Origin of the sequence: Streptomyces sp. C1-1, assembly GCF_050214755.1 — a bacterium.
Lineage (GTDB): Bacteria > Actinomycetota > Actinomycetes > Streptomycetales > Streptomycetaceae > Streptomyces.
The window spans coordinates 361,023-385,138 of record NZ_CP189826.1; the positions used below are offsets into that span (position 1 = coordinate 361,023).

Consider the following 24,116-nt stretch of genomic DNA (forward strand, 5'->3'; position numbering starts at 1 on the left):
CGGGGCCGGGTACGTCACATGTCGTCCATCGGAGGCATGGCCCCCTGCAGTCCCGGCAGCAGCCAGTCCTGGAACGGCGCGAGCACGGCCAGCACGAGAAATGCGACGCCCATGCCCCGGGCGAGCAGCGGGCCACGGGACCACAGCTTCTCCACGAAGATCACGACGGCGAGTGCGGCCATCGCCGCCACGTTCATCACGCCGAGCGGGATCAGGACGACCATCAGTCCCGCGCAGCAGCCGACACAGTAGGCGCCGTGATGGACACCCACCCGGAGGTCGCGGGCCGGTCCCCGGAACCCGGCGTAGCGCACCAAGTGGCTCATGGGGTCGCGGCAGTGCCGCAGGCAGACTTGTTTGAGAGGGCCGAGTTGGTAGAGGCCCGCCAGCAGGAACGCCACCGCGCCGATCCACCGTGCGGCGGTCGGATGGTCGTCCACCAGGCCGCCGGTAAGGGCCAGGGCCGCATATGCGAGTAGACCGAAGGCGGTCCACACCAGCAGATACCCGCCCACGAACTCCACCGTGCGCGCGGTCCGCGTCCAGCCGGACGACTGCCGGCCGATCCCCCGCACCCACGTGATGGCCACCGGCGCCATCGACGGCAGCATCATCGCCGCCATCATCGTCACCCACAGCAGCAGGAACAGCGGCAGCGCCAGCCCCATCGTGCCGGGCTCGACCCCCATGTCCCGCGCCTGCCCGAGCGTCAGTACCCACGCGGGCACCGCGATCAGGACGATCAGGAACCAGGCCGCCGCCAGATCCCGCGCCGGCAGCAAGCGGCCACCCGCTCCGGTCGGCGCGGGCGACCGGGCGGCCGCGAGGGGGGAAGTCCAGATGTGACGCATAGGCCTCTACTCCTGCAGATGCTTCCAGGACAGCACGCATCCCACCGCGCCGCGACCCACCACCACGGGGCCGCCCTTCGCCCATACGGAGAAGACGCCCGGCCCGGCAGCCCGGCAGCCCGGCGGCAGGGGCTGTCCGGCGCGGTGTCACCGGCTGCCGGCTCCCCCGTCACGCCGCCGTCCGCCTCCCCTGTCCGTCGACGGCCGCAGCGAGCCCCGCTCAGTCGGCCCGGCGTCCCCTCTCCGGCAGTCCCGGCAGCCCCCGGGTCATGACCTCCTCGACCGGCCCGACGGCGTCGACCGTCAGCAGGGCGCCCGCGTAGTCGGCGTGCCAGCCGTTCGCGGACCATGTCCACGGTGATCCGGTCGGGCACGAGCCGGCCCTCGTCGAGATACCGCTGGGCGTCGCGGGCGAGCGGGGTCCGTCCGCTCACGTGCTGCCGAAAGAGGCCTCCGGTGGAGATGTGCCGGGACGCCCCAGTCCGTCGACGAGCAGGGCGACCTGGGTGCCCTTGCCCACGCCGGGCGCGCCCATGAGGACGCGTCGCATCAGTGGTACGTTCCCTTCGGGGGTACAACGTCCGGTACCGGCCGGTCGCTCTGCGGGGTTCCCTCGGAGAGCCCGGTGTTGATGAGGTCCGTCACGGCCAGGTCGGCCAGCCATACATCCAATGTTTGGTTAAGTCATCAGGACCACGACCATGCAATTAGCGGGTAATCGCAAAGACTTGCGACACGGGACTAGACGACAGCAACGCTCATACTCGTTAATACATCCCATGTCTCAATGGGACGAACACTCAGTGCCGGAATCCATCTCGCGAAGATCACTCCTTGCCGGATTGGCGGCCATGACGGTGGCCGCCACGGTCGGCTCCGCCGCGCTGGCGACACCCGCGTACGCGGCGGCGGCCGCCACCCCTCTGCCGCTCCCTCCCTTGCGGATCCCCAAGGTCGACCTGGGCCTGGAGCAGCAGCCCGACTCCAAGATCCAGTGGCTGATGGACGCCAAGCTGGGCATGTTCATCCACTGGGGCGTCTACTCGGGTCCCGCCAAGGGCGAGTGGTGGATGCACAACGGGCCGGTCACTCCTGCGGACTACCGGAAGTACGTCACCGACGCGACGAGCGAGCAGTTCACCGCGGACGCCTACAACCCGGCGGCCTGGGCGCAGTTGGCGAAGGACTTCGGGGCGAAGTACACGACACTGACCACCCGGCACCACGACGGGTTCGCGCTGTGGCCGCTGAACCACCCCAACGCCTGGAGCTCCGGACAGGCACCGCTCAACCGTGACTTCGTCAAGGACTATGTGACGGCGGTGCGCGCGGCCGGGCTGAAGGTGGGCCTCTACTACTCGCCCATCGACTGGCGCTACCCCGGCTACTACGACGTCACGGGCACCAACTGCGCGAGCAACCCGTGGAATTACACCACCGATCCGGCGCACAAGGAGAACGCGCGGATCATGAAGACCGAGGTGTACGAGTCGGTCAAGGAACTGGTCACCCAGTACGGCGTGATCGACGACCTGTGGTGGGACGGCGGCTGGATCGCCGAGCAGGGCAGCGACGCGGACGGCGCGTTCTTCTGGGAGCCCGGCCAGTTCCGCGACACCGCCAACCAGTGGCCGGTGGACGCCACTTACGGCGAGACGGACTCCAGCGGCAAGCCGCTGGGACTGATGGGCATGGTCCGCAAGCACCAGCCCGACATCGTCGCCACCTCACGCTCCGGGTGGAAGGGCGACTGCGACAGCGACGAGGGCCCGGGGGTACCGACCGGGGCAATCCGCACGGGCAGGCTCGTCGAGAAGGTCTTCAGCATCATCGGAACGTGGGGCTACTCCAACACCGCCGTCATGAGCTACGGCACGGCTCTGAACATCCTGGTCAACTGCTGGGTGCGGAACATGACGGTGATGGTCAACGTCGGCCCGGACCGGCACGGCACCGTTTCCGACGCCCAGGCGGGCCTCCTGCGGCAGATCGGCGCCTTCATGACCGCCTGCGGCCAGTCCGTCTACGGCACCCGTGGCGGGCCGTGGAACCCGGTCGACGGCCAGTACGGCTTCACGTACAAGGACAACACCGTCTACACCCACCTGTTGCCCGGCTACAGCGGCACCGTGTTCACCACCCCGTCGATCGGGGACGCCCAGGTCACGCGGGTCTTCGATGTGCGTTCCGGCGCCAACCTGTCGTACTCGGTCGCAAGTGACGGCCGGGTCACCATCAACGGCATCGACCGCACCACCCACCCCCAGGACAGCGTCGTCGGCGTCGCCCTGGACCGCCCCGTGCAGCCGGGCGACATCGCCGCCGGCCGGACCGCGACCGCCGACAGCGAGGAGACCTCCAAGGGCAACACCGCGGCGAAAGCGGTCGACGGGGCCACCGCCACCCGCTGGTGCGCCAACGACGGCAACACCGGCCACTGGCTCAGGGTCGACCTCGGCTCGACCCGCTCACTGACCGGCACCCGGATCGCCTGGGAACTGGACAAGACCAACTACCGGTACAAGATCGAGGGCTCCACCGACAACAGCACCTGGATAACGCTCGTCGACAACACCGCCACCGCCGGCACAAGCCAGGTCCAGACGGCCGTGTTCCAGGCCCAGGCACGCTACGTCCGCGTCACCGTCACCGGGCTACCGGCCGGGGTGTACGCGTCCATCCGCAATCTGGAGGTCTACGACCGGCCCTTCACCGCGGACCTGGGCACCCACAAGGTGATCAACCGCAACAGCGGCAAGGCGCTCGACGTCAGCAACGCCTCGACCGCCGACGGTGCCACACTCATCCAGTGGCCCTACGGCGGCGGGACCAACCAGCAGTGGAGCCTCCTGCCGAACACCGACGGATCGTTCCGCCTGGCCAACGTCAAGAGCGGCAAGCTCCTGCAGAGCCCGGGCAGCACCCAGGGCGCCACCCTGACCCAGGAGTCCGACAACGGCGGCGACAACCAGTGGTGGAAACTGGTCCCCTCGGCCACCAGCGGCTACCACCGGCTCGTCAACGTCCGCACCGGCTGGTGCGCCGACGTCGCCAATGCCTCCACCGCCGACGGCGCCAACGTCATCCAGTGGCCCGGCACCGGCGGCTCCAACCAGGACTGGCAGATCGTCAGCCTCTGACGGGCCGCCTGCGAGGCCGCGCCTGACGGCGAGAACGGGGTCACGTCCCAGTGGCACGTGACCCCGTTCCCCTGGCGACCAGGAGAACAACGAAAGTCTCTCCGGAAAGTTCGGCAACCTTTGAGCCGCCTGTGACCACCGAGGGTGGCAAGACCCACTCGACTTCCAGAACGGATGAGCAATGACGGCAAGGCAGCAGGCTGCCCGGCACCGCAGGCGCAGGCTCGGCTTGGTGGTGGGGGTCCCGCTGGCGTTGATCGCCGCGGGCGTTCTCGCATACGGCACGGAATTCGGCCCGTTCGGAGACAGTTCCCGGTCGCAGGCGGCCGCGGCGCCCGCGGTGTCCGATGACGCGATGGCGCAGGTGGCCGCGATGCAGCCGGGCTGGAACCTGGGCAACAGCCTGGACGCCGGCCCCGACGAGACGGCGTGGGGCCAACCCCGCACCACCAAGGCCATGTTCGACAAGCTCCGCGCCCAGGGCTTCCGCAGCATCCGCATCCCCGTGACATGGAGCGACCACCAGCAGTCCGCGCCGGGCTACGCCATCGACAAGGCCTACATGAGCCGCGTCAAGCAGGTCGTCGACCGGGCCCTGGCCGACGGCCTCTACGTGATGCTCAACGTCCATCACGACTCGTGGAAATGGGCCAGCAAGATGCCCACCGAGCTCGTGGCAGCCGCGCGGGCAGCGGACTGCGCTGGGGAGTGAGCGCGGTCCGGCGTTCGCGGGTGCAGCGCCGGGCCTTGTCGGCGTGCCGGATTCCGTTCCCGGAACGCTATCCGAACAGGCGTCGCTGGATCTCCCGCCGGTAGTCCTCGAGCGTCCTGTCGAGATGTGCCGCCGTAGCCTCGGCCGCGTCGTCGGGCCGGCCGTCACGAATGGCCCGGTAGATCACCTCGTGCTCCTCGACCGCGGGCTCGGTGCCTTCACCGAGCGTGTCGTGGATCCCTATCGCGCTGGACTGCCGCTGCAGTCGTCGCGCGTCGCGCACGGCGCTGACGAGGAAGGTGTTGTGCGAGGCCGCGGCCACGGCCATGTGGAAGTCCTCGTCCCCCTGGTTGAACACGTCGACCTGACCGTGGACGAACCCGTGCCGGCACTGCTGCATGGCCACCTCGATGGTCCGTAGCTCGGCGGGCGTGGCACGGGTGGCGGCCAGACTGCTCGCGGCCATCTCCTGGACCCGGCGGAACTCGAAGAGCATCAGCACGTGATCGAGGTCGACGGGGCGGAAGAAACCGCCCCAACGGCTGGTGACGAGCATGCCCTCGTCGTCCGCGACGAACAGTCCGCGCCCCTTGTGCGCCCGGACCCGGCCCAGCGCCGAAAGGATCTTCACGGCCTCGCGCACCACCGCCCTGCTGGTGTTCAGCCGCTGGGCCAGGTCGTTCTCCGTGGGCAGCCGGTCCCCTGCCACCAGACGGGCCTCGGCGATGAACTCGAGGATCCGCTCCGCCACGACCTCGTAGCCGGGCCGGTACTCACCCCGCGCGTCCGTGCCGTTCACCGTTTCCGCCGCAACGAGGGGTGCCTGCGTCGGCGAGGCCGCCTGGGTCGCGGGCGTGTCGTTCATCTGTTCTGCCTCCTGGCTGACGCAACTGGGGCGGCTGACCGCTGTGGAGCCGCGCTCATCGTATCTCACACCTCGATTAGTCCTACTCATCGAGCAGGCGGATCCGCGCTATGAGACAGGATAGCAAGGCAGGGTATATCGCAATTTACTGGCAATTTAGCCCCCCTCCTTGGCGTCATCATCCGCAAATGGCCCAGGAGAGGGCCGCACAAACCCTTGACGTAGACCTCGATGAGGCGCCTAATTTCTTCCGCGACGGCAAGCGGGACGGCCGTCCGCGGTCACAGACGCCCGACCGGCACGGCCCGGCGTCGCCCCGATCCGGCGCCACCTGTCCATCCGCTCAGGGCGCCCTGTGAACCCAGTGGAGTCGCACATGACCGTCAACAAGCCTTCGTCCGGCCGCGAGAGGCTGTCCAGCAGGAGTCGTGCGGCGTTGCTGGCCGGCTGCGCGGCCACCGCGGCCCTGACCCTGACCGCCTGCGGTGGCGGCGGCGCCACGGGGACGACGAACAAGGACGGCTTCGCCCAGGCGCCGCAGAAGGACGGCGCGCTGACCGTCTGGGTGGACGCGACTCGTGTGGAGGCCGCGAAGCTGTACCAGCAGCAGCACCCGGACGTGAAGATGGACATCGTCACCTACGACGGCGACGCCAACGGCTCGAACTACCTCCAGACCAAGGTCCAGCTGTTCAACCGCACCGGCAAGGGCTGGCCGGACGTGGTGTTCAGCTCCCAGAACAACGAGGTGACCTGGGCGGTCGACCAGAACTTCGCCGCTCCCCTCAACAAGGGCCTGATCCCCTCTGCGTCCTTGGGGAAGTTCGCGAGCGGAGCCAACGACGTCTGCACGGTGGGCGGCACCGTCTACTGTCTGCGCAACGACCTCTCCCAGGCGGTGCTGTGGTACAACGCCCCACTGCTGAAGAAGTTCGGCTACACGGTGCCGACGACCTGGGAGGAGTACCAGAAGCTCGGCGAGAAGGTGGCCAAGGAGCACCCCGGCTACCTCGTGGGTGACGCCGGCGACTCCTTCACCCCCGAGATCTACCTGTGGGCGAGCAAGTGCGGCGCCAACCACATCACCGGCCCCAAGTCGGTGTCGGTGAACACCTCCAGCGAGGCCTGCACCAAGATGGCCAAGCTGATGGACGTGCTGATCAAGAACAAGTCCATATCCATCAGCGGGGTCTTCAGCACCGACTTCGGCAAGAACAAGGCCGACAAGGTCCTGCTCATGCCCGGCCCGGCCTGGTACGGCGGCGCGGTGTTCAAGGACACCTTCAAGACCCCGGCCAAGCAGATCGGCGCAGCACCCATCCCCCAGTGGCAGGGAGAGTCCTCGCCGTCCACCGGCAACGTCGGCGGCGGCACCTGGCTGCTGTCCCAGCACTCCACGCACATCAAGGCCGCCACCGACTTCCTGAAGTGGGTCACCACCGACAACGCCTACCAGGGCGAGAAGGCGCCGGGCTTCCCCGCGTACGCGCCGGCGGCGGAGAACTGGCTGAAGGGGCAGGACGCCTCCGGCTACTTCGCCACCGACCTGAGCGCCCTCAAGGCCGCCTCCTCCCAGGTCTGGAACGGCTGGGGTTCGGGCCAGTTCAGCCAGGAGGCGATCTGGGCCGCCACCGTCAAGCCCGGCCTGACCCAGGGCAAGAGCATCGTCTCGATGCTGCCGGCCTGGCAGGACTCCATCGTCAAGTACGCCAAGTCCAACGGATACAAGGTCTCCCAGTGACCCTCACCCACTCCCCGGCCGGCTCTGCCAACCGGCGCCGTCGCGGCGCCGCCCGGCAGAGCCGGGCCGGCATGGCCTTCGTCGCCGCCTACGTGGTCCTCCTGGTCGCCTTCGGCGTCCTTCCGACCGCCTACGCGGTCTACTTCGCCTTCACCGACGCCGGGGGCAAGGTCACCGGCTTCGCCAACTTCGTCACCACGGCGCAGGACTTCCGCTTCCTGGACGCCGTGGGCCACGTCGCCGTCTACCTCGTCTTCTGGCTCCTGTCCCTGGCGGTGTTCGTGGTGGCCCTCGCCCTGCTGCTGCACCGTCTGTCCTCGGGCTCCGCCAGCAAGGCGCTGCGTTTCCTCTACTACATCCCGGGAGCGCTCGCCGGCGCCGCGAGTGTGCTGGTGTGGCTGTTCATGCTCGACCCGACGGTCAGCCCGGTCAGTTCACTGCTGGACGCGCTGGGCTTCCACACCTTCGGCGAGGTGATCGCGCCCGGCAACCTGCCCCTGCTGTTCACGGTCATCGCCTTCTGGACCGGCGCGGGCGGCTGGATCGTCGTCATGTACGGCGCGCTCAACAACATTCCCACGGACGTCATGGAAGCCGCGCGCATCGATGGCGCGGGCGCCTGGCAGACCGCCTGGCACGTACAGATCCCGATGCTCCGCAAGTGGATCGTGTACATGGTGATCCTGGCGTTCGCGGGCGGCGCCCAGCTCTTCGTCGAGCCGCAACTGCTCTCCCTCGCCAGCGTCGGCGTGGCCGGACGCGACTACTCGCTCAACCAGCTGACGTTCGACTTCGCCTTCCAGATGAACAACATCAACGGCGCCGCCGCGGTCTCGGTGGAGCTCCTGGTCGTCAGTGTGTCGGCCGCCGCCCTCTTCGTCGCACGGTCGGGGTTCTTCGATGCCGACTAAAGCCCCTGGCAGTCGAGTCGCCGCAACGGCGAGCTGGGAACGGGAAGCACCTCTGATGAGCCGATCCCACCAGCGGCCACCGCACCGCCGCCGGTCCGCACAGCACCTGGCCTCCCGGCTGCTGACCGGATCCGTACTCGCCGCGTTCCTCGCCTTCTTCGTGCTGCCGGTGCTGTGGCTCGTCCTCGCGGCGACCAAGACCGACCAGCAGCTGGTCCACGACAACCCGCTCTCCTTCGGCTCCTTCCACGCGCTGAAGGCCAACTGGCACGCGCTGACGGCGTTCCAGGACGACGCCGTCATGCAGTGGCTGGGCAACTCGGCCCTCTACGCGGTGATCTCGCTGGTCATCACGCTCGCTGTCGCCATTCCCGCGGGATACGCCCTGGCCATGACCGAGTTCCGCGGCCGGCACACCCTGCTGATCGCGACCCTGGTCGTGATGCTCATGCCGAACGCCACACTCGTGGTCCCGCTGTTCCTGGAGATCAACGCGGTGCACCTGATCGGCACCATGTGGTCGATCATCCTGCCGTACTCGTTCTACCCCTTCGGCGTGTACCTGACGTACATCTACTTCACCACCGCCGTACCCAAGGACCTGCTGGCGGCGGCACGGATCGACGGCTGCTCGGAGCTCCGCGTCTTCTGGCACATCGCACTGCCGCTGGCGACCCCGGTGATCGCGCTTGTGGGCTTCTTCAGTTTCGTCGCCAACTGGACCAACTACTTCCTGCCCTACGTCATGCTCCCCGAGAGCAGCCAGATGCCCATCCAGGTCGGCGTCGGAACCCTGCTCAGCAACGTGCCGTCCTTCAACCCGGCCGTCGGCAACCTCGCGATCGAGCGGCCGCAGCTGGCTCTGGCGACGCTCGTGGCCATCACTCCCGTGCTGATCGTCTTTCTCTTCGCCCAGCGCTTCCTGGTCAGCGGGATGCTCGCCGGCGCCACCAAGGAGTAGCGGCCCGTCCCCGGCCGTAGCCCCGGGCGTGCGCCGCCCCGCCGCCCATTCGAACGGAGATCCCCCATGCCGTACAGCTCTGCCGACCGCACCCCGGCCGAGGACGCCCCCCACGACCATCCGGTCCAGCCGCCCGAGATCGAGGCGGGGGTGCCGCTGCTCGAACCACCCGGCTGGGCCGTGGCCCAGCGTTCCCTGTTCGATCTCCTCGACCACGCCTGGCGGCGCTTCGCCCGTGACTTCACCGGCCCGGACGGACGGCTGAACTACTCCGGCCGGCTGACCACCCGCGACGGCGTGGACGACTTCTACGAGGTGTTCTTCAACTGGCCCCAGCTGTACCTGCTCGGCGGCGCCGACGATCTGCTGCCCGCCAGTGAGAAGCACTGGGAGGGGGTGACCCGGCAGCTCACCGAACTCGGCATGCTGCGCGACGAGTTCGAGCGCGGCTACGACTGGTTCCACCAGGGTGAGAGCCTGCTGCTGCTCTACTTCCTGTGCATGGCCGCCCCCGACCGCTGGTCCGAGCGCGCCCTGCGCTTCGCCGAGTTGTACGTCGACCCGGCCAAGGGCAACTACGACCCCGAGCACCGCGTCATCACCCGCGCGCACAACGGCAGCGACCCCGACCGCACGGGCCTGTTCGACGGTGACGTCTATCCCTGGCTGCTCAAGGAAGCGCAGACATACGGCTTCCCGCTCGACTGGATCCCCGAGGCCGACGGCGGCCCGTACCCGCTCTCCGCCGACCCGCGTCTCGGCGCGCAGATGCGGGACCGGATGGGCGTCGGCGACACCGCGGTCAACCTCGCCGCGGCCGGGCTGGTCCTCAACGCCTGGATCCTGTCCGGCGAGCAGCGCTATCGCGACTGGATCGTCCAGTACGTCGACGCGTGGCGGGAGCGCACCGAGGCGAACGGCGGTCTCGTCCCGGACAACGCCGGCCCGGACGGCATCGTGGGCAGCCTGCTGGAGGGACGCTGGTACGGCGGCCACTACGGCTGGTCCTGGCCACACGGATGGCACAGCGTGGGCCACGCGGCCTGCGTAGCGGCGCTCGCGGCGGCCACGGTCACCGGAGACGACGACTACCTCTCCATGGTCACGACCTCGCTGGACACCCTCATCGGCCACGCCAAGGTGATGCCCCACACCGAGGCGGACTCCAGCCTCTCCTCCAAGTGGGCGGTCGAACTCGGCCCCGACATCCACACACCCACCCTCCACCTCCCCTTCCGGCACAAGGACGCCGGCTGGTTCGACTACAACCCTGCCACCGCGCCGGTGCCGATGGCCCTCTGGCACCACACCGCCTCCGACGCCGACCGCGCCCGGCTGGAGGAGTTGCGTGAAGCCGACGGCATCGACTGGCGTACCGTCCGTCCCTTCCGCGCCAAGGAGGAGTCCGGGCACGAGAAGGCCTGGTTCGCGTTCCTCGCCGGTGACGACCCCGGCTACCCCGAGCGGATCCTCGCCACCGCCCAGGCCCAGATCCGTCACCGTCTGCGGCGCATCGACCGCTACCGCGACCTGGATGTGCCCGAGGCCGACATCCATGTGTGGCAGCAGTGCAACCCCGTGGCCACCGAGGCCCTCGTCCAGCTGACCTGGGGCGGCCCGCAGGTCCTGTACAACGGCGGCCTGCAGCAGGCCCGGCTGCGCTACCACGACGCCGAGGCCCGCCGGGCCGGCCTGCCGCCGGACGTGGCCGCACTGGTCACCTCCATCGACCCCGAGGCGACCACCGTCGAGCTGGTCAACCTCTCCCCCGAGACCGAGCGCACGGTGATCGTCCAGGCCGGCGCCTTCGCCGAGCATGCCATCGCCGCTGTCCGGTACACGACCTGCGCGGACGACAGCTGGATCGGGGACATGTACGACTACGGCCACACCGAGCCCGTCGTCACCGAGACGGAACAGGGTTGCGACGGCGCTTTCCTCGCAGTCCGGCTGCCCGCGTCCACCCGCATCCGGCTCACCCTGCGCCTCCGGCTGCGCGCCCACGCCCCCAGCTACCGCACACCGTTCGGCACCCCCGTCTGTCGGCCCTCGGCAGGCACGGAGGGAGAAACCGCATGAAACGCGTCGCCCAGACCATCAGGCTCCGCCCCGAGCACCGCGAGGAATATCTCGAGCTCCACTCGGCCGTCCGGCCCGGAGTCGAAGCCGCCCTGCACCGGGCGAACATCCGCAACTTCAGCATCTTCCTCCACGGCGATGTGCTGTTCGCCCACTTCGAGTACGACGGCGACGACTTCGAGACCGACATGGCCGTCCTCGAAGCCGACCCCGAGACCCAGGAGTGGTGGAAGCTCACCGATCCCTGCCAGGAGCCCTGGCCCGACCGGGGCGAGTCCCGCCAGTGGACGGAGCTCCCCGAGATCTGGCATCTGAGCTCGCCTGGCGACACCAGCAGCGTCTGACCCACCTCGCCCCAGACCGCTTGGCCCGACCCGACGTGGACCGACCCGACGTGGACCGACCCGACTTGGACCACCAGTGACCCCCACCACCGCCCCACTCGTCGACGCCCACCACCACCTGTGGGACCTCGACCGGCGTCCGCAACCCTGGCTCAACGATCCCGCCCTGGCGACGATCCGCCGCACCTTCACCCCCGACGACCTGCGCACGACGGCCACCCAGCTCGTCGCGGGTCGCCGTCTGCACAGCACGGTGGCCGTCCAGTGCGTGCCGGACGTGCACGAGACGGAGGACCTGCTCGCGCTCGCGGAGCGGGTGGCGATGATCGAGGCCGTGGTCGGCTGGGCGGACCTGACGTCCCCGGGGATCGGCGACCAGCTCGACGGGTTGCTGGCCGGACCGGGCGGCGGATGTCTGCGGTCCCTGCGTCATCTCGTGCAGGCCGAGACAGATCCGGGATGGCTCCAACGCCCCGACGTCGAAAGCGGGTTGGCGGCAGTCCGGGATCGCGGGCTCCGCTACGACGTGCTCGTCCGCAGCCACCAGCTCGACCAGGCGATCCGATTGGCCGAGCGGTTCCCGGACCTGCCCCAGGTGCTCGACCACGCCGGCAAGCCCCCGATCGCGGAAGGTGAACTGGCCGACTGGCAATGCCAGTTGCTCAGACTGGCCGCACACCAGAACGTGGTCTGCAAGCTGTCGGGGCTGATCACCGAGGCGGATCACGAGAAGTGGACCGTCGACGACATCCGCCCCGTGTGGGACGTCCTGCTCTCTGCCTTCGGCCCCGACAGGCTCATGTTCGGCTCCGACTGGCCGGTGGCGAATCTCGCGGGAGGCTGGAACCGCTGGGCCGCCACGGTGGACGAACTGCTCGACGGATGCACCGCCGACGAGACCTCGGCGATTCTCGCAGGTACCGCGACCACCTTCTACCGCCTCACTCGTTCGGAACGGACCTCGGGATCACGATGACGCTCGATGTCCGATACGTGGCCGCCCGAATGCCGGGGACGGCTCCGGGCCCAGCCCCCAGCTGTGGCCGTGCGCGATGTCGTGCGGGCCGACGTGCGAGCAGGCGAGCGGGGCGTCGGCTGCGGCGGGCGTCCGCCACGGAGTCGGGGCTCGCCCGCCCGGGACCCGGCCATCCAATGTCCAGATCGGAGTCCCATATGAAACTGCTTCAGATCGGGGCAACGGGAGACGAAATCCCGGCGGTACTCGGCGAAGACGTACGCGTGTGCGCCCTGGCGGGGCTGACCGCTGACATCGACGGAGCGTTCCTCGCCACCGGCGGGACCGACAGAGCCGCGGCAGCACTGGCCGCCGGACACTTGCCCGAGCTCGACCCGGCCGGGCTGCGCATCGGCGCGCCGGTCACCCGACCGGGCAAGGTGGTGTGCGTCGACCTCAACTACCGTGACCACGCGGCCGAGACAGGTGCGGTCGTCCCCGAGCGGCCTGTGGTGTTCATGAAGGACCCGGCGACCGTCGTCGGCCCGTACGACCAGGTGCTGATCCCGCGCGGCTCGGTGAAGACCGACTGGGAGGTGGAGCTCGCGGTCGTGATCGGCCGGGAGGCCCGCTACCTGGCGAGCCCGGACGAGGCGGCGGCACACATCGCCTCGGTGGTCAACATCGGCTCCATCGTCACCACCACCGGTCTGCCGCAGCGCGCGCTGTACTCGGCGAGCAAGGGCGCCGTGCTCTCTCTCACCCTCGCCATGGCGGCCGACCACGTTGGCGAGGGAATCCGGGTCAACTGCGTCAACCCCGGCACCGTAGACACCCCGTGGGTCGGCCGGCTGCTGGAAGCAGCTCCCGACCCGGCCGCCGAACGCGCCGTTCTGAACGCCCGTCAGCCCACCGGCCGCCTGATCACCGCCGAGGAGGTGGCTGCTGCCATCGTCTACCTGGCCTCCCCCGCGGCCGTCTCGGTCACCGGCACCGCCCTCGCGGTCGACGGCGGCATGGCGGGCCTGCGCCTGCGACCCGAGGTGAAGTCATGACCATGCGCCCTAACATGCTCGGGCCCGGACCGGTGCGGGTCAGTGAACTCGCCTTCGGCGCGGCAGCGATCGGCAATCTGTTCACCCCGGTCACCGACACCGAGGCCGAGGAAGCCGTCGCCGCCGCCTGGGAGTGCGGTGTCCGGTACTTCGACACCGCTCCGCACTACGGCCTCGGTCTGTCCGAGCGCCGACTCGGCACCGTGCTGCGCGGCATGCCCCGCGAGGAGTACACGATCTCCACCAAGGTCGGCCGCCTCTTGGAGCCCATCGGCTCCGTCGCCGGTGACGACCTGTCCCACGGCGGCTTCGCGGTCCCCGCGACGCACCGCCGCCGATGGGACTTCAGCGCCGAGGGCGTACGCCGCTCATTGGAGGGCAGCCTCCAGCGGCTGGGAGTGGACCGGATCGACATCGCCTACCTGCACGACCCGGACGAGCACGCCGAATGGGCCCTCACCGAGGCCTACCCCGAGCTGGAACGCCTGCGCGCGGAGGGCGTGCTCGGCGCGATCGGCATCGGCATGAACCAGGCTGAGCTGCCTGCACGGTTCGTCCGTGAGACGGACATCGACGCCGTGCTGCTGGCCGGCCGCTACAGCCTGCTCGACCAACAAGGCCTGACCGAGCTCCTGCCGCTCGCCGTCGAGCACGGCGTCGGTGTGGTGGCCGGTGGAGTCTTCAACTCCGGGCTGCTCGCGGACCCGAAGCCCGGCGCCACCTTCGACTACGCCGCAGCCCCCACCGAACTCCTCATCCGGGCGACGCAGTTGAAAGAAGCCTGCGAGCGGCACGGGGTCCCGCTGCGCGCCGCCGCGCTCCGCTTCCCCTTCGGGCACCCGGCCGTCGCGTCAGTCCTGGTCGGCGCCCGCAGCGCCGGCGAGGTGCGGGACGCCGCCGTGATGGTCAACCACCCCATTCCCGGCGCGCTCTGGGCGGAGCTCAAGGGACTCGGCCTGCTGCCCGCCCACGTACCGGTCCCGGCGCAGAAGGATTGACGCGGATCGCCCGCCGGACGTGCCGCAGGGAGCGCCCACCGACCGGAATGCCGAGAAGCGTGTCCGTCTGGCGTCCCAGGACCGTGCAGGTGCCGAAGGACGGGTCGCTGGAAGCCCGGATCTCGAACTTGCCACGGGTCTCGGACTGGTCCTTGTCCTGACGGGTCGTCAGCGAGAACTGTCCGAGCTGATGGGTCTGCCCCAGGTCGACCTGCCACCACGCCGAGGAGTCGCTTCCGGTGGGCGACCAGCCGGTCGAGCTGTCATTGTCGACAGTGTCAGGTTCGGCGCGCTCGTACCGTCCGAGTGAACAAATCCCGCAGGTGGCAACGTGATTGATGGCACCGATCGGCACGCTTCCCGCCGTCCGATCAATTCGTCGAGCTGACCACCAATCCAAAATGAGTACTACTCACTTAGGGGGGCGCTTGCCCGCGCGCCGTGTGGACCGTCGAGGGAACAGCACCGGTGGTACGAGCCGATGCCGGTCGACACCGCTGCGGGCGTTGATGACGGCGATCAGCAGGTCGACCGCTTCGGCACCCACCCGGTCCGGATTGAGGCTGAGCGTGGTGACGGGCGGGGTGGTCGTCGCGTAGTCCGGATCCTCGCTGACGCACGCCACCAGCAGATCCCGCGGCACTCGAAGACCTCGGTGGCGAGCGGCGGCGAGGATGTTGTGACCGGAGTCGGAGTAGACGCCCACGACAGCGTCCGGTCTTGGATCGCGGTCGAGCAGTCGGCCGACGGCGTCCTGTTCGGCCGCGAAGGGATCGGGCAACGGGGCGTACTCCTCCACGAGGGCGGGCATGTCGTGTTTGTCGCACCAGGACCGGTAGGCGTGCGCGATCAGGTCCGGGTACGCGTCGTCGTGCAGGGGCGCGGAGAGCCCGATCCGCCGGGCGCCGCACTGCGTGAGATGGTCGAGCAGGACGTGCAGGCCCGCTTCGTAGTCGGCGTCCACCCACACGTCGTCCCAGTGCGGCTGGGGCGGCCGGCCTTCGCAGACCATCGGTATGTCACGCTCCCGCAGGATGGAACGCACCGGGTCTTCCGCCCGCGGCTCGACGTGGATGACGCCGTCCATCGGCGTGTTCAGCCACATCCACGGTGACATCGAACTCGGCATCACCTGGAGCAGGTAGCCGCGTTTGTGTGCCTCCGCCATGGCGCCCAGCACCAGTTGTGCGTAGTACGGGATCTCGGTGTACGGGACCGGAAGGTCGCCGTACGTCGTCATGGTCAGGCCGAGCACTCCGGTGCCGCCGCGGGCCAGGGCACGGGCCCTGCCGGCCGGGGCGTGACCGAGTTCGCGGGCCGCGGCCAGCACCCGCTGCCTGGTCGTCTCGGAGAGTCGTCCGGTGCCGTTGAGCGCATTCGACACCGTGGCCGTGGACACCCCGGCCCGTGCGGCCACAGCATCCAGCGTGGGACGCCGCCAGACACGTGAGCTCGTCATGTGCACCCCATGTTCCCCAACAGCCCCGTGACGGCTTGTGGCGACGACCTTGATCAATCAGCGTGCCGGGCTACGGCGGCCGGACCAGCCGCCGGGTGAGGAGTTAATCAGATGGCAGATGTCTTCGGCGGCGCCTCTGCGGCACCCGCGGGCGGACCGCTCCACCGGCGGACGTTCCTGGCCGCGGCCGGGGCGGGCGCCCTGGCGGTGGCTGCATCCGGCACAACCGCACGGGCCGCGACCGGCCGGCATCCGGTGCGGGTGGCCACCGTGATCCTGAACGGGAGAGTGTTCGGCCGGACGGTGTCAGCCGATGGTCCACGGCTGGGCGACGCACTTCTGCGGCAGGCTAGACGGGCGTCGACGCCGACGGCACGAAAGGTGCCCCGTGCCCCGGCACGATCAGCGCCGGGCCGAGGGCCAGGACCTTCTGCCTGGCCGCCCGCAACTGCTCGCGGTCGGGCGCGAAGGGGTCGTCGGCCGGTCCCTCGGCGGTCCACCAAAGATGGGTCAGGACCACCAGGCCCTCATCGGCCGTGACCAGGGTGCTGACGTCCTCGGCGGTGTGGCCGGGAGTCGTCATGAGCGTGATCGACGGCGACAGCTGATATCCGTCGGCCTCACGGTCCTCCCAGATGTCGTCCTGGTAGATCGCCATGTGGTCGTGGAAGCGGGCCTCGGGGAACAGGGCCGCGTTCAGTGTGTGGTCCGGGTGGTGATGGCTGAAGATCACGTCGGTGACGTCTTCCGGGTTCGGTCCGTGCTGCCCGAGCGGGTCCAGGATGAGCCGACGGTCCGCCACCATGCCGGGATCGACGATTGCGACCGTCTCGCCGTCGAGGAGCAGAGTGACGGTGCCGGCCACCCGCTCGTCGGCGTAGCCGGTGGTCAGGACGTGAAAGGCAGCCGTCATGAAGGGCTCCTCGGGTGCGGTGATGGGTGTGGTGCGGGGCCGTACGAGCCGGTCACCGGGCGAGGACCTCGGCTCGGGAAGCCGGTGAGCAGGGTACAAAGGCCGGTGTCGAAAGCGGGCTCGGCACCGCCCCGGGGTGAGTGGCGAAAGCCCCGCGCCGACAAGAGGTGTCGGGAAGGCGAAGGTGCTTCGTGGCCGCCCCCTCCCGGCCGGCCGAACCGGCCGAGGACGGCCCCGGCTTCCACCACGGTCGTAGCCGGCTCCGAATCACTGCGCTGGGTCGGCTCGGCGTGTCCAGGCGTGCCAGTCCGAGCCGGACGCCGTCATGCCCCGGCCGTCTCGATGAACTCGCGCACGGCGGTGCGCGGGTCCCCCGAGCGGACCAGTGCCTCGCCGACCAGCACCACGTCGGCTCCCCAACCGCGGTACTCCGCCACGTCCTTCGGGCCCGTCACTCCCGATTCCGCGACCCTGACCGTGCCTTCCGGGATGGCCGTCACAAGGTCGGCGAACACAGTGCGATCCACATCCAGCGTTGTCAGGTCCCGCGCGTTGATGCCGAGGAGTTCGGCTCCCGCAGCGACGGCGCGCCGCACTTCGTCGGCCGTGTGCGCCTCCACAAGCGGCGTGAGACCCAACTCCGCGCACAGCCCCATCAAGTCGGCGAGCTGACCGTCGTCCAGGGACACGACCATGAGAAGCGCAAGATCGGCGCCGTGCGCGCGGGCCTCCCACAGTTGATAGGGGTCGACGATGAAGTCCTTGCGCAGGACGGGCACGTCGACCCGGGCACGTACGGCGTCCAGATCGGCGAGGGAGCCGCCGAAACGCCTGCGCTCGGTGAGCACGCTGATCGCAGCGGCACCGCCCGCCGCGTACTGGGCCGCGAGGGATGCGGGGTCGGGGATGTCCGCCAGGGACCCCTTGCTGGGGCTCTTGCGCTTCACCTCGGCGATGATGGACACCCCGGGCGCCCGGAAGCCGGGCAGCGGGTCGAGTGCGGGTGCCGCGTCAGCTGCCCGGGAGCGCAGCTCCGCCAACGGCGTCGCGCGCTTGCGCTCTTCCAAGTCCTCGCGAACTCCCCCAAGGATCCCGTCAAGAACGCTCATCGTCATCTCCTTGTGAAATCGTCTGCAGCTTCGGACGTCCCCGGCTCGAGTGAGGCCGTGCGTCATCCACGTCCAAGTCGTGCCAGAAGAAGGTTATTCGGATCGATCACGGCCTTCATCGCGGGCGGGCCGCAGACGCACACGTCGCGTTCGGTGATGTCGGGAACCGGGGCACGCAGACCTGTCCGGCTCGAACCGGTGTGATTCGCCTGCCACCAGTGGTTGTGCCCTGGGCACCGCCGGATTGCAGAACCGGCCGGCCCGGGCCGGCAGCCTTTCGAGGGGGCGGCCGGTGACGTGCACCGACACCACGTCGTCCGACACCGCGCCAGGTCTCGTACGGCAGCCGCCGCCTCACATCCCCGCTGTCGTCCCGAAGGGAAGCGGTTCGCCCGAGCGCAGATGTTCCCTCAGCCACTGCTCGGTGTTGCTCACGTGCAGCAGTGCCGCGGCCTGGCTGAGGGTGGCGTCACGGGTGGCCAGAGCGTTGAAGATGGCCTCGTGCTCGGCGAGGGTGCGGCCCGCGGCCTTGTCGTCGACCAGACCGCGCCAGATACGGGCGCGCAGGGTGCGGCCGGAGATCCCTTCCAGGAGGGTGAGGAGGGTCTCGTTGCCCGTGGCGGAGACGACGGCACGGTGGAAGGCGGCGTCGTGGACGTTGAGCCGTTCGACGTTGTCGCGGGCCTCGCGCATGGCGTCCAGGTGCTGCTTCACTTCGGCCAGTTGCTCATCGGAAATCCGCGTGGCGGCAAGGGCCGTGGCCATGGGTTCGAGGAGCCGGCGTACCTCCATGAGGTCCTGCAGGGCGACCGAGTCGCCCTGCAGCAGCTCCACCGCACCGCCGAGCCCCTCCAGGAGCAGGCTGGGCTGGAGGCTGGTCACATATGTGCCGTCGCCGCGCCTGACCTCCAGGACCCGCGCGACGGCCAGTGCCTTGACCGCCTCGCGGGCGAGGTTGCGGGACAGGCCCAGCTGCGCGGCCAGATCCGGCTCCGGTGGGAGCTTCGAGCCCGGAGGAAGGGCACCGGTACGGATCAGCTCACGGATCTGCTCGATGGCCTTGTCCGTCAGAGACACCGCACATCCCTCCCTCCACCGTGCTCCGCGAGCACGTCCGACCTGATCAGCCCCTGCGCGCTCAGATCGTCCCAGAGGCCGTCCGGGACGTGCTGATCATGGAGTTCCACGTTTCGTCCGACCTGCTGCGGAGTCCGCATGCCGAGGGTGACGTTGATGATACTGGGATGGTTGTACGGGAAGGCGATCGCGGCGGCGGGCAGGCTGATCCCGTGCGCCGCGCAGACCTCGGCGATCGCCCGGGCACGGGCGACCAGAGCCGGCGGGGCGTCCCGGTAGTCGTACTTCATGCCCTCGGCGGGCCGGTCGCGGGAGAGCAGTCCCGAGTTGAACACGCCCACCGCCACCACGCTCTTGCCGAGGTCGCGGGCGGCGGGCAGGACGTCGTCCAGCGCCGACTGGTCGAGGAGTGTGTAGCGCCCGGCGAGCATCACCACGTCGGCGGCGGTCTCGCGCAGGAAGCGGGCGAGCATCGCCGACTGGTTCATGCCGGCGCCGATCGCGCCGATCACACCCTGGTCGCGCAGGTCGGCGAGGACGGGCATGGCCTCCTCGGCCGCCTGCCGCCAGTGGTCGTCGGGGTCGTGCAGGTAGACGATGTCGAGGCGGTCCAGGCCGGTGCGCTGCAGCGTGTCCTCGATGGAGCGGAGTACGCCGTCGCGGCTGAAGTCCCACTGCCGGCGCAGGTCGTCGCGTACGACGAAGCCCTCGGTGTCGACGCCGCGTGGCTCCTCGTTGGGCACCAGCAGCCGTCCCACCTTGGAGGAGATGACGTACTCGGCACGGGGGCGGCCCTTCAGGGCGGCGCCCAGACGGCGCTCGGAGAGGCCGAGGCCGTAGTGCGGTGCGGTGTCGAAGTAGCGGATGCCGGCGTCCCAGGCCGCGTCGATCGCGGCGGTCGCGTCGTCGACCGGGGTGACGCGGTAGAGGTTGCCGATCACGGAGGCCCCGAAGCCGAGCCCAGTGAGCGCGACGGACGTGTTCTGGATCTTCCGCTGGTGCGGCTGGTGCAAGTCGTGCTCCTGGGATACGGGCGTTGCCGGCGTCGGTCAGCGTCTGACGTGGGCCGACCCGCCGGCGATGAGTGCTTCGACCTCGGCGAGCGAGGCCATGGAGACGTCTCCGGGCGTGGTCATGGCGAGCGCGCCGTGGGCGGTGCCGTAGGCCAGGGCGCGCTCCAGGCCGGCGTCGTCCAGCAGTCCGTGGATCAGGCCGGCGGCGAAGGCGTCGCCGGAGCCGATGCGGTCCAGGACGTGGAGGCCGGGCATCCGGGGGCCGGTGATGAAGCCGGTTTCGGCGGACCAGGCGGCCGAGGACCAGTCGTTGACGCCGGCCGACGGTACGCCGCGCAGGGTCGTCGCCAGTACTTTCGCAGCGGGCACCAGCCCGGCCAACTCGGCTAGGGCGTCGGCCACTTCGTCGTCCCCGACGCACGTCTGTCCCGGGTACGCCCCGGCCAGGCCCAGAGCGCCCACGACGACGTCGGCGTGCCGCGCGAGCCGCAGGTCGGCCTCGCGGGCCGCGTCGGCGCCGCCTCGGCCGGCCCAGAGGCTGGGGCGGAAATTGGGGTCGTAGGAGACGGTGGCACCGTGGCGGCGGGCGGCCGCCATCGCCTCGTCGGCGACGTCGACGGTGGTGTCGGACAGGCCCGCGAAGATACCGCCGGTATGGAACCAGCGCACACCGGCCGAGAACACCGCGTCCCAGTCGACGTCGCCCTTGCGGAGTTGGGAGACGGCAGTGTGGGCGCGGTCGCTGACACCCAGCGCGCCGCGGATGCCGTAGCCGCGTTCGACGAAGTTGAGGCCGTTGCGGGCGCTGCGGCCGATGCCGTCGTCCGGTGTCCACCGGATCAGCGAGGTGTCGACGCCGCCCTGGAGGATCAGGTCCTCGACGAGCCGGCCCACGGCGTTGTCGGCGAGCGATGTGACGACGGCCGTCCGCCACCCGAAGCAGCGACGCAGCCCGCGGACGACGTTGTACTCGCCGCCGCCCTCCCACACCTGGAACGTGCGGGCGGTGCGGATGCGTCCCTCGCCCGGGTCGAACCGCAGCATCACCTCGCCGAGGGCCACCACGTCGATCACGTCGTGCTCCTGTCCACGGCGTCGGCCGTCAGTCGGCGGATCTCCTGGTAGTCCCCCCGCTCCAGATGGGCAGCGCTGGCCATCCAGCTGCCGCCCACCGCGAGGACCGCCGGATCGGCCAGGTACGCGGTCAGACGGGAGGCGTCGATCCCGCCGGTCGGCACGAAGCGCACTCCCGGGAACGGCGCTGCGAGCGCGCGGAGCGCACGCAGGCCGCCGAGCGGCTCGGCGGGGAAGAGCTTGAGGGTGTCGAGGCCCGCCTTCCGGGCGCGCATCAGCTCGGTGGCGGTGGCGATACCGGGCACCACGGGCACCCTCAACTCCCGGCACTTGGCGATGACTTCCTCGTCATAGCCCGGAGAAACGACGAAGCGGGCTCCGGCTGCCACCGCACGTTCCGCCTGCTCGGGCGTGAGGACCGTGCCCGCACCGACAGCCAGGCCGCCGTGGGCCGCCATGGTTTTGAGCACCCGCTCGGCGTCCGGGGTGCGGAAGGTGACCTCGGCGCACCGGGCGCCGCCCGCCGCGAGCGCGTCGGCCAGCCGGCCGGCGGTCGCGGTGGACGGCACGGTCAGCACCGGCAGAAGGCGGGCTCCGGCCAGTACGGAGGCCAGGTCGGTGCTCATCGGCCCAGCCATCCGCCGTCGACGGGCAGCACGGTGCCGTGAATGTAGGCGGCGGCATCGGAGGCGAGGAAGACCGTGGCGCCCGCCAGGTCGTCCGCGTTGCCCCAGCGGCCGGCCGGGATGCGGTCCAGGATCGCCTTGCTGCGGGCCGGGTCGTCCTGCAGGGCCTGGGTGTTGTCGGTGGCGATGTAGCCGGGCGCGAGAGCGTTGACGTTCACGCCGTGCGGGGCCCATTCGTTGGCGAGGGCCTTGGTCAGGCCGGCGATGCCGTGCTTGGCGGCCGTGTAGCCGGGGACCGTGATGCCGCCCTGGAAGCTGAGCAGCGACGCCGTGAAGATGACCTTTCCCCGGCCGCGGGCCACCATCGTCGCGCCGACCGCCCGGGTGAGCGCGAACTGCGCGCTCAGGTTGACCTGGAGCACCAACTCCCAGTCGGCGTCGGTGTGTTCGGCGGCCGGTGCGCGGCGGATCGTGCCCGCGTTGTTGACCAGGATGTCCACCGGACGCTCGCGCCCGGCCAGGTCCGCGCCCAGGGCTCGTACGGCTTCCGGGTCGGCGAAGTCGGTCCGGATCGCCTCGAAGGTGCGGCCGGCGGCGAGGACGTCCTTCTCTACCGCGCTGCCGGACTCCTCCAGGTTGGCGCTGACTCCGATGACGTCCGCGCCGGCCTCGGCGAGTGCGCGGGCCATGGCCCGGCCGATGCCGCGCCGGGCTCCGGTGACGACGGCGAGCTTGCCGGTGAGGTCGAAGGCGGTCATGCGTGGGCTCCCTGGGTGTCGTCGGTGCAGTCCACGAGGATCTTCATCACGTCGCCGCCGCCCTCCAGTGCCTCGAAGGCTGCGGGCGCCTCGGTGAGCGGGACGACCTTGCTGATCAGCCGCTCCGCCGGGATGGTGCCGTCGGCGACCAGGGCCACTGCCTTCTCGAAGTCCGAGCGGTCGTACAACCGGGCGCCCACCAGGGTCAGTTCGCGCCAGAAGAAGCGGTGCAGGTTGACCTCGCGCGGGCGGGGGTGGATGGCGACCAGGCACAACCGGCCGCGCACTCCCAGCACATCGACCGCCGCGTCGACGCCGGCCGCCGCACCGGACACCTCGAAGGCGACGTCCGCGCCCGCGTCACCGGTCCACTGCCGCACCAGTGCCGACAGGTCCTCGTCGGCCGGGTTCCACGCCGTCAGCCCCAACTCCTCGGCGAGCAGCCGACGGTGGGGATTCAGCTCCACCACCCGGACCTCGGCACCCGCGGCGCGCGCGACCAGCGCGATCAGGATGCCGACCGGACCACCGCCGACCACCACGGCCTTCTCGCCCTCTCGCACGGCGGCGCGGCCCACGTCGTGCACGGCGACCGCGGTCGGCTCGACGAGGGCGGCCCGGTCCAGGGCCAGCGACTCCGGCAGCCTGACCAGTGTGGTGGCGGGCACCGTCCAGCGCTGCTGCATCGCGCCCGGGGAGTCGATGCCGATGAAGTCGAGGTGCTGGCAGATGTGCTGATGGCCGGCGCGGCAGGCCGGACAGGTGTCGTCCCAGCGCAGCGGCATGACCGTGACCGCGTCACCGGGCTGCCAGCCCTCCACACCCGGTCCGACCCGCACCACACGGCCGGACATCTCATGTCCCAGGACGGCGGGCGTCCGGACCCGGGCGTCCATGTCGCCGTGGAAGATGTGCAGATCGGTGCCGCAGATGCCGACGAAGGCGGGGGCGAGCTCCACCTCACCCGGACCGGGCGGCACACCGATCGCGGGAGCCGTGTCCAGGGAGCGGGCGGAAACGTAACGGACGGCGAGAGTCATCGTGTCGTCAGGGTCCTTTCACCGCGGACGCCGATGGTCAGCAGCAGGTTGGCGTAGGTACGGGTGTCGGCGGTGACGATCGCCAGCGCCAGGTCGGGCGAGCGGGCGGCGTCGTAGAACTCGAAGCGGCCGAGCGTGTCGACCGGGAGGGGCGCCAGCATCGAGCGGTACTCGGCGATGGCGGGCGGCTCCGGTTCGCCCTCGGGCGGCACCATGACGTGGGCCGCCTCGACGGGCAGGGCACGCAGCAGGACGTCGAGCACGGTGGTGACGTCCAGCAGGCCTGGGGCGAGGTTGAGATGGACGGTCCGGGCGCGCTGGCCGGTGGCGGTGCTCGCGGGGTAGTGGCCGTCGGCGAGCAGCACACGGGATCCGTGACCGGCTCCGGCCAGGGATTCGAGGATCCCGGGGTGCAGCAGTTCCGTCAGGAGCACG

At 70.1% G+C, this 24,116-nt stretch carries 24 protein-coding genes; 10 read left to right on the forward strand and 14 right to left on the reverse strand.

The window, feature by feature from the left end:
- Positions 1-14 precede the first annotated feature (14 nt).
- Entirely contained in the window at positions 15-851 is an 837-nt protein-coding gene (locus ACQF4J_RS01615; RefSeq protein WP_427164282.1) for a DUF2182 domain-containing protein, read from the reverse strand.
- Positions 743-1,285, reverse strand: coding sequence for a hypothetical protein (locus tag ACQF4J_RS01620; protein WP_427164284.1), 543 nt, complete (start codon positions 1,283-1,285; stop codon positions 743-745). Before ACQF4J_RS01620 ends, ACQF4J_RS01615 begins: the two co-directional genes overlap by 109 nt.
- A gap of 417 nt (positions 1,286-1,702) precedes the next feature.
- Here ACQF4J_RS01620 and ACQF4J_RS01625 point away from each other — a divergent pair, with 417 nt between their 5' ends.
- Both ACQF4J_RS01625 and ACQF4J_RS01630 read left to right on the forward strand, forming a co-directional pair.
- Positions 1,703-3,991, forward strand: a complete 2,289-nt coding sequence (locus ACQF4J_RS01625) for an alpha-L-fucosidase (RefSeq protein ID WP_427164285.1) — start codon at positions 1,703-1,705, stop codon at positions 3,989-3,991.
- A gap of 181 nt (positions 3,992-4,172) precedes the next feature.
- Positions 4,173-4,703, forward strand: coding sequence for a glycoside hydrolase family 5 protein (locus tag ACQF4J_RS01630; protein ID WP_427164286.1), 531 nt, complete (start codon positions 4,173-4,175; stop codon positions 4,701-4,703).
- 67 nt (positions 4,704-4,770) lie between these two features.
- On the opposite strand, the gene ACQF4J_RS01635 is transcribed toward ACQF4J_RS01630, so the two are convergent.
- Positions 4,771-5,568: a FadR/GntR family transcriptional regulator gene (locus tag ACQF4J_RS01635; protein WP_351585056.1), complete on the reverse strand. Its 798-nt coding sequence runs from the start codon at positions 5,566-5,568 to the stop codon at positions 4,771-4,773.
- A gap of 376 nt (positions 5,569-5,944) precedes the next feature.
- Here ACQF4J_RS01635 and ACQF4J_RS01640 point away from each other — a divergent pair, with 376 nt between their 5' ends.
- The 8 genes from ACQF4J_RS01640 to ACQF4J_RS01675 all read left to right on the forward strand — a co-directional run bounded on the left by ACQF4J_RS01640 (position 5,945) and on the right by ACQF4J_RS01675 (position 14,612).
- Complete coding sequence (locus tag ACQF4J_RS01640; RefSeq protein ID WP_427164287.1) at positions 5,945-7,309, forward strand: ABC transporter substrate-binding protein; 1,365 nt, start codon at positions 5,945-5,947, stop codon at positions 7,307-7,309.
- A complete protein-coding gene (locus ACQF4J_RS01645; protein WP_427164289.1) occupies positions 7,306-8,220 on the forward strand; it encodes a carbohydrate ABC transporter permease in 915 nt (304 codons plus the stop codon). The genes ACQF4J_RS01640 and ACQF4J_RS01645 overlap by 4 nt, the downstream gene beginning before the upstream one ends.
- A 55-nt stretch (positions 8,221-8,275) precedes the next feature.
- Entirely contained in the window at positions 8,276-9,181 is a 906-nt protein-coding gene (locus tag ACQF4J_RS01650; protein WP_427164291.1) for a carbohydrate ABC transporter permease, read from the forward strand.
- A 66-nt stretch (positions 9,182-9,247) separates the two neighbouring features.
- Positions 9,248-11,260 (forward strand): hypothetical protein, encoded by a 2,013-nt coding sequence (locus ACQF4J_RS01655; protein ID WP_351805234.1) that lies wholly within the window; start codon positions 9,248-9,250, stop codon positions 11,258-11,260.
- Complete coding sequence (locus ACQF4J_RS01660; RefSeq protein WP_351584434.1) at positions 11,257-11,604, forward strand: L-rhamnose mutarotase; 348 nt, start codon at positions 11,257-11,259, stop codon at positions 11,602-11,604. Before ACQF4J_RS01655 ends, ACQF4J_RS01660 begins: the two co-directional genes overlap by 4 nt.
- A 76-nt stretch (positions 11,605-11,680) precedes the next feature.
- On the forward strand, positions 11,681-12,580 hold the full coding sequence (locus ACQF4J_RS01665; protein ID WP_427164292.1) for an amidohydrolase family protein: 900 nt from the start codon (positions 11,681-11,683) through the stop codon (positions 12,578-12,580).
- Positions 12,581-12,777: 197 nt separating this feature from the next.
- A complete protein-coding gene (locus ACQF4J_RS01670) occupies positions 12,778-13,614 on the forward strand; it encodes an SDR family oxidoreductase (RefSeq protein WP_427164293.1) in 837 nt (278 codons plus the stop codon).
- A 2-nt stretch (positions 13,615-13,616) separates the two neighbouring features.
- Positions 13,617-14,612, forward strand: coding sequence for an aldo/keto reductase (locus ACQF4J_RS01675; RefSeq protein WP_351805264.1), 996 nt, complete (start codon positions 13,617-13,619; stop codon positions 14,610-14,612).
- Here ACQF4J_RS01675 and ACQF4J_RS01680 read toward each other — a convergent pair.
- The 11 genes from ACQF4J_RS01680 to ACQF4J_RS01730 form a co-directional block, all read right to left on the reverse strand.
- On the reverse strand, positions 14,557-14,967 hold the full coding sequence (locus ACQF4J_RS01680) for a discoidin domain-containing protein (RefSeq protein ID WP_427164294.1): 411 nt from the start codon (positions 14,965-14,967) through the stop codon (positions 14,557-14,559). The two genes, ACQF4J_RS01675 and ACQF4J_RS01680, sit on opposite strands and share 56 nt — an antisense overlap.
- A 57-nt stretch (positions 14,968-15,024) precedes the next feature.
- Positions 15,025-16,071, reverse strand: coding sequence for a LacI family DNA-binding transcriptional regulator (locus ACQF4J_RS01685; protein ID WP_427164295.1), 1,047 nt, complete (start codon positions 16,069-16,071; stop codon positions 15,025-15,027).
- A 349-nt stretch (positions 16,072-16,420) separates the two neighbouring features.
- The gene (locus tag ACQF4J_RS01690; RefSeq protein WP_427164296.1) at positions 16,421-16,984 is read right to left on the reverse strand and encodes an MBL fold metallo-hydrolase; all 564 of its coding nucleotides are present in this window, start codon (positions 16,982-16,984) and stop codon (positions 16,421-16,423) included.
- Positions 16,985-17,307: 323 nt separating this feature from the next.
- On the reverse strand, positions 17,308-18,093 hold the full coding sequence (gene trpC / locus ACQF4J_RS01695) for an indole-3-glycerol phosphate synthase TrpC (RefSeq protein ID WP_427164297.1): 786 nt from the start codon (positions 18,091-18,093) through the stop codon (positions 17,308-17,310).
- Between the two features lie 354 nt (positions 18,094-18,447).
- On the reverse strand, positions 18,448-19,170 hold the full coding sequence (locus tag ACQF4J_RS01700) for a FadR/GntR family transcriptional regulator (protein ID WP_427164298.1): 723 nt from the start codon (positions 19,168-19,170) through the stop codon (positions 18,448-18,450).
- A complete protein-coding gene (locus ACQF4J_RS01705; protein WP_427164299.1) occupies positions 19,161-20,183 on the reverse strand; it encodes an aldo/keto reductase in 1,023 nt (340 codons plus the stop codon). The genes ACQF4J_RS01700 and ACQF4J_RS01705 overlap by 10 nt, the downstream gene beginning before the upstream one ends.
- 36 nt (positions 20,184-20,219) lie before the next feature.
- Positions 20,220-21,257 (reverse strand): sugar kinase, encoded by a 1,038-nt coding sequence (locus ACQF4J_RS01710; RefSeq protein WP_351805220.1) that lies wholly within the window; start codon positions 21,255-21,257, stop codon positions 20,220-20,222.
- Positions 21,254-21,883 carry a bifunctional 4-hydroxy-2-oxoglutarate aldolase/2-dehydro-3-deoxy-phosphogluconate aldolase gene (locus tag ACQF4J_RS01715; protein WP_427164300.1) on the reverse strand — a complete coding sequence of 210 codons (630 nt, stop codon included), beginning with the start codon at positions 21,881-21,883 and terminating at the stop codon, positions 21,254-21,256. Before ACQF4J_RS01715 ends, ACQF4J_RS01710 begins: the two co-directional genes overlap by 4 nt.
- Entirely contained in the window at positions 21,880-22,641 is a 762-nt protein-coding gene (locus ACQF4J_RS01720) for an SDR family oxidoreductase (protein ID WP_351805218.1), read from the reverse strand. Before ACQF4J_RS01720 ends, ACQF4J_RS01715 begins: the two co-directional genes overlap by 4 nt.
- Positions 22,638-23,681 (reverse strand): zinc-dependent alcohol dehydrogenase, encoded by a 1,044-nt coding sequence (locus tag ACQF4J_RS01725; RefSeq protein ID WP_351576325.1) that lies wholly within the window; start codon positions 23,679-23,681, stop codon positions 22,638-22,640. The genes ACQF4J_RS01720 and ACQF4J_RS01725 overlap by 4 nt, the downstream gene beginning before the upstream one ends.
- Positions 23,678-24,115: an RbsD/FucU domain-containing protein gene (locus ACQF4J_RS01730; protein ID WP_351576328.1), complete on the reverse strand. Its 438-nt coding sequence runs from the start codon at positions 24,113-24,115 to the stop codon at positions 23,678-23,680. Before ACQF4J_RS01730 ends, ACQF4J_RS01725 begins: the two co-directional genes overlap by 4 nt.
- Position 24,116: the final 1 nt, after the last annotated feature.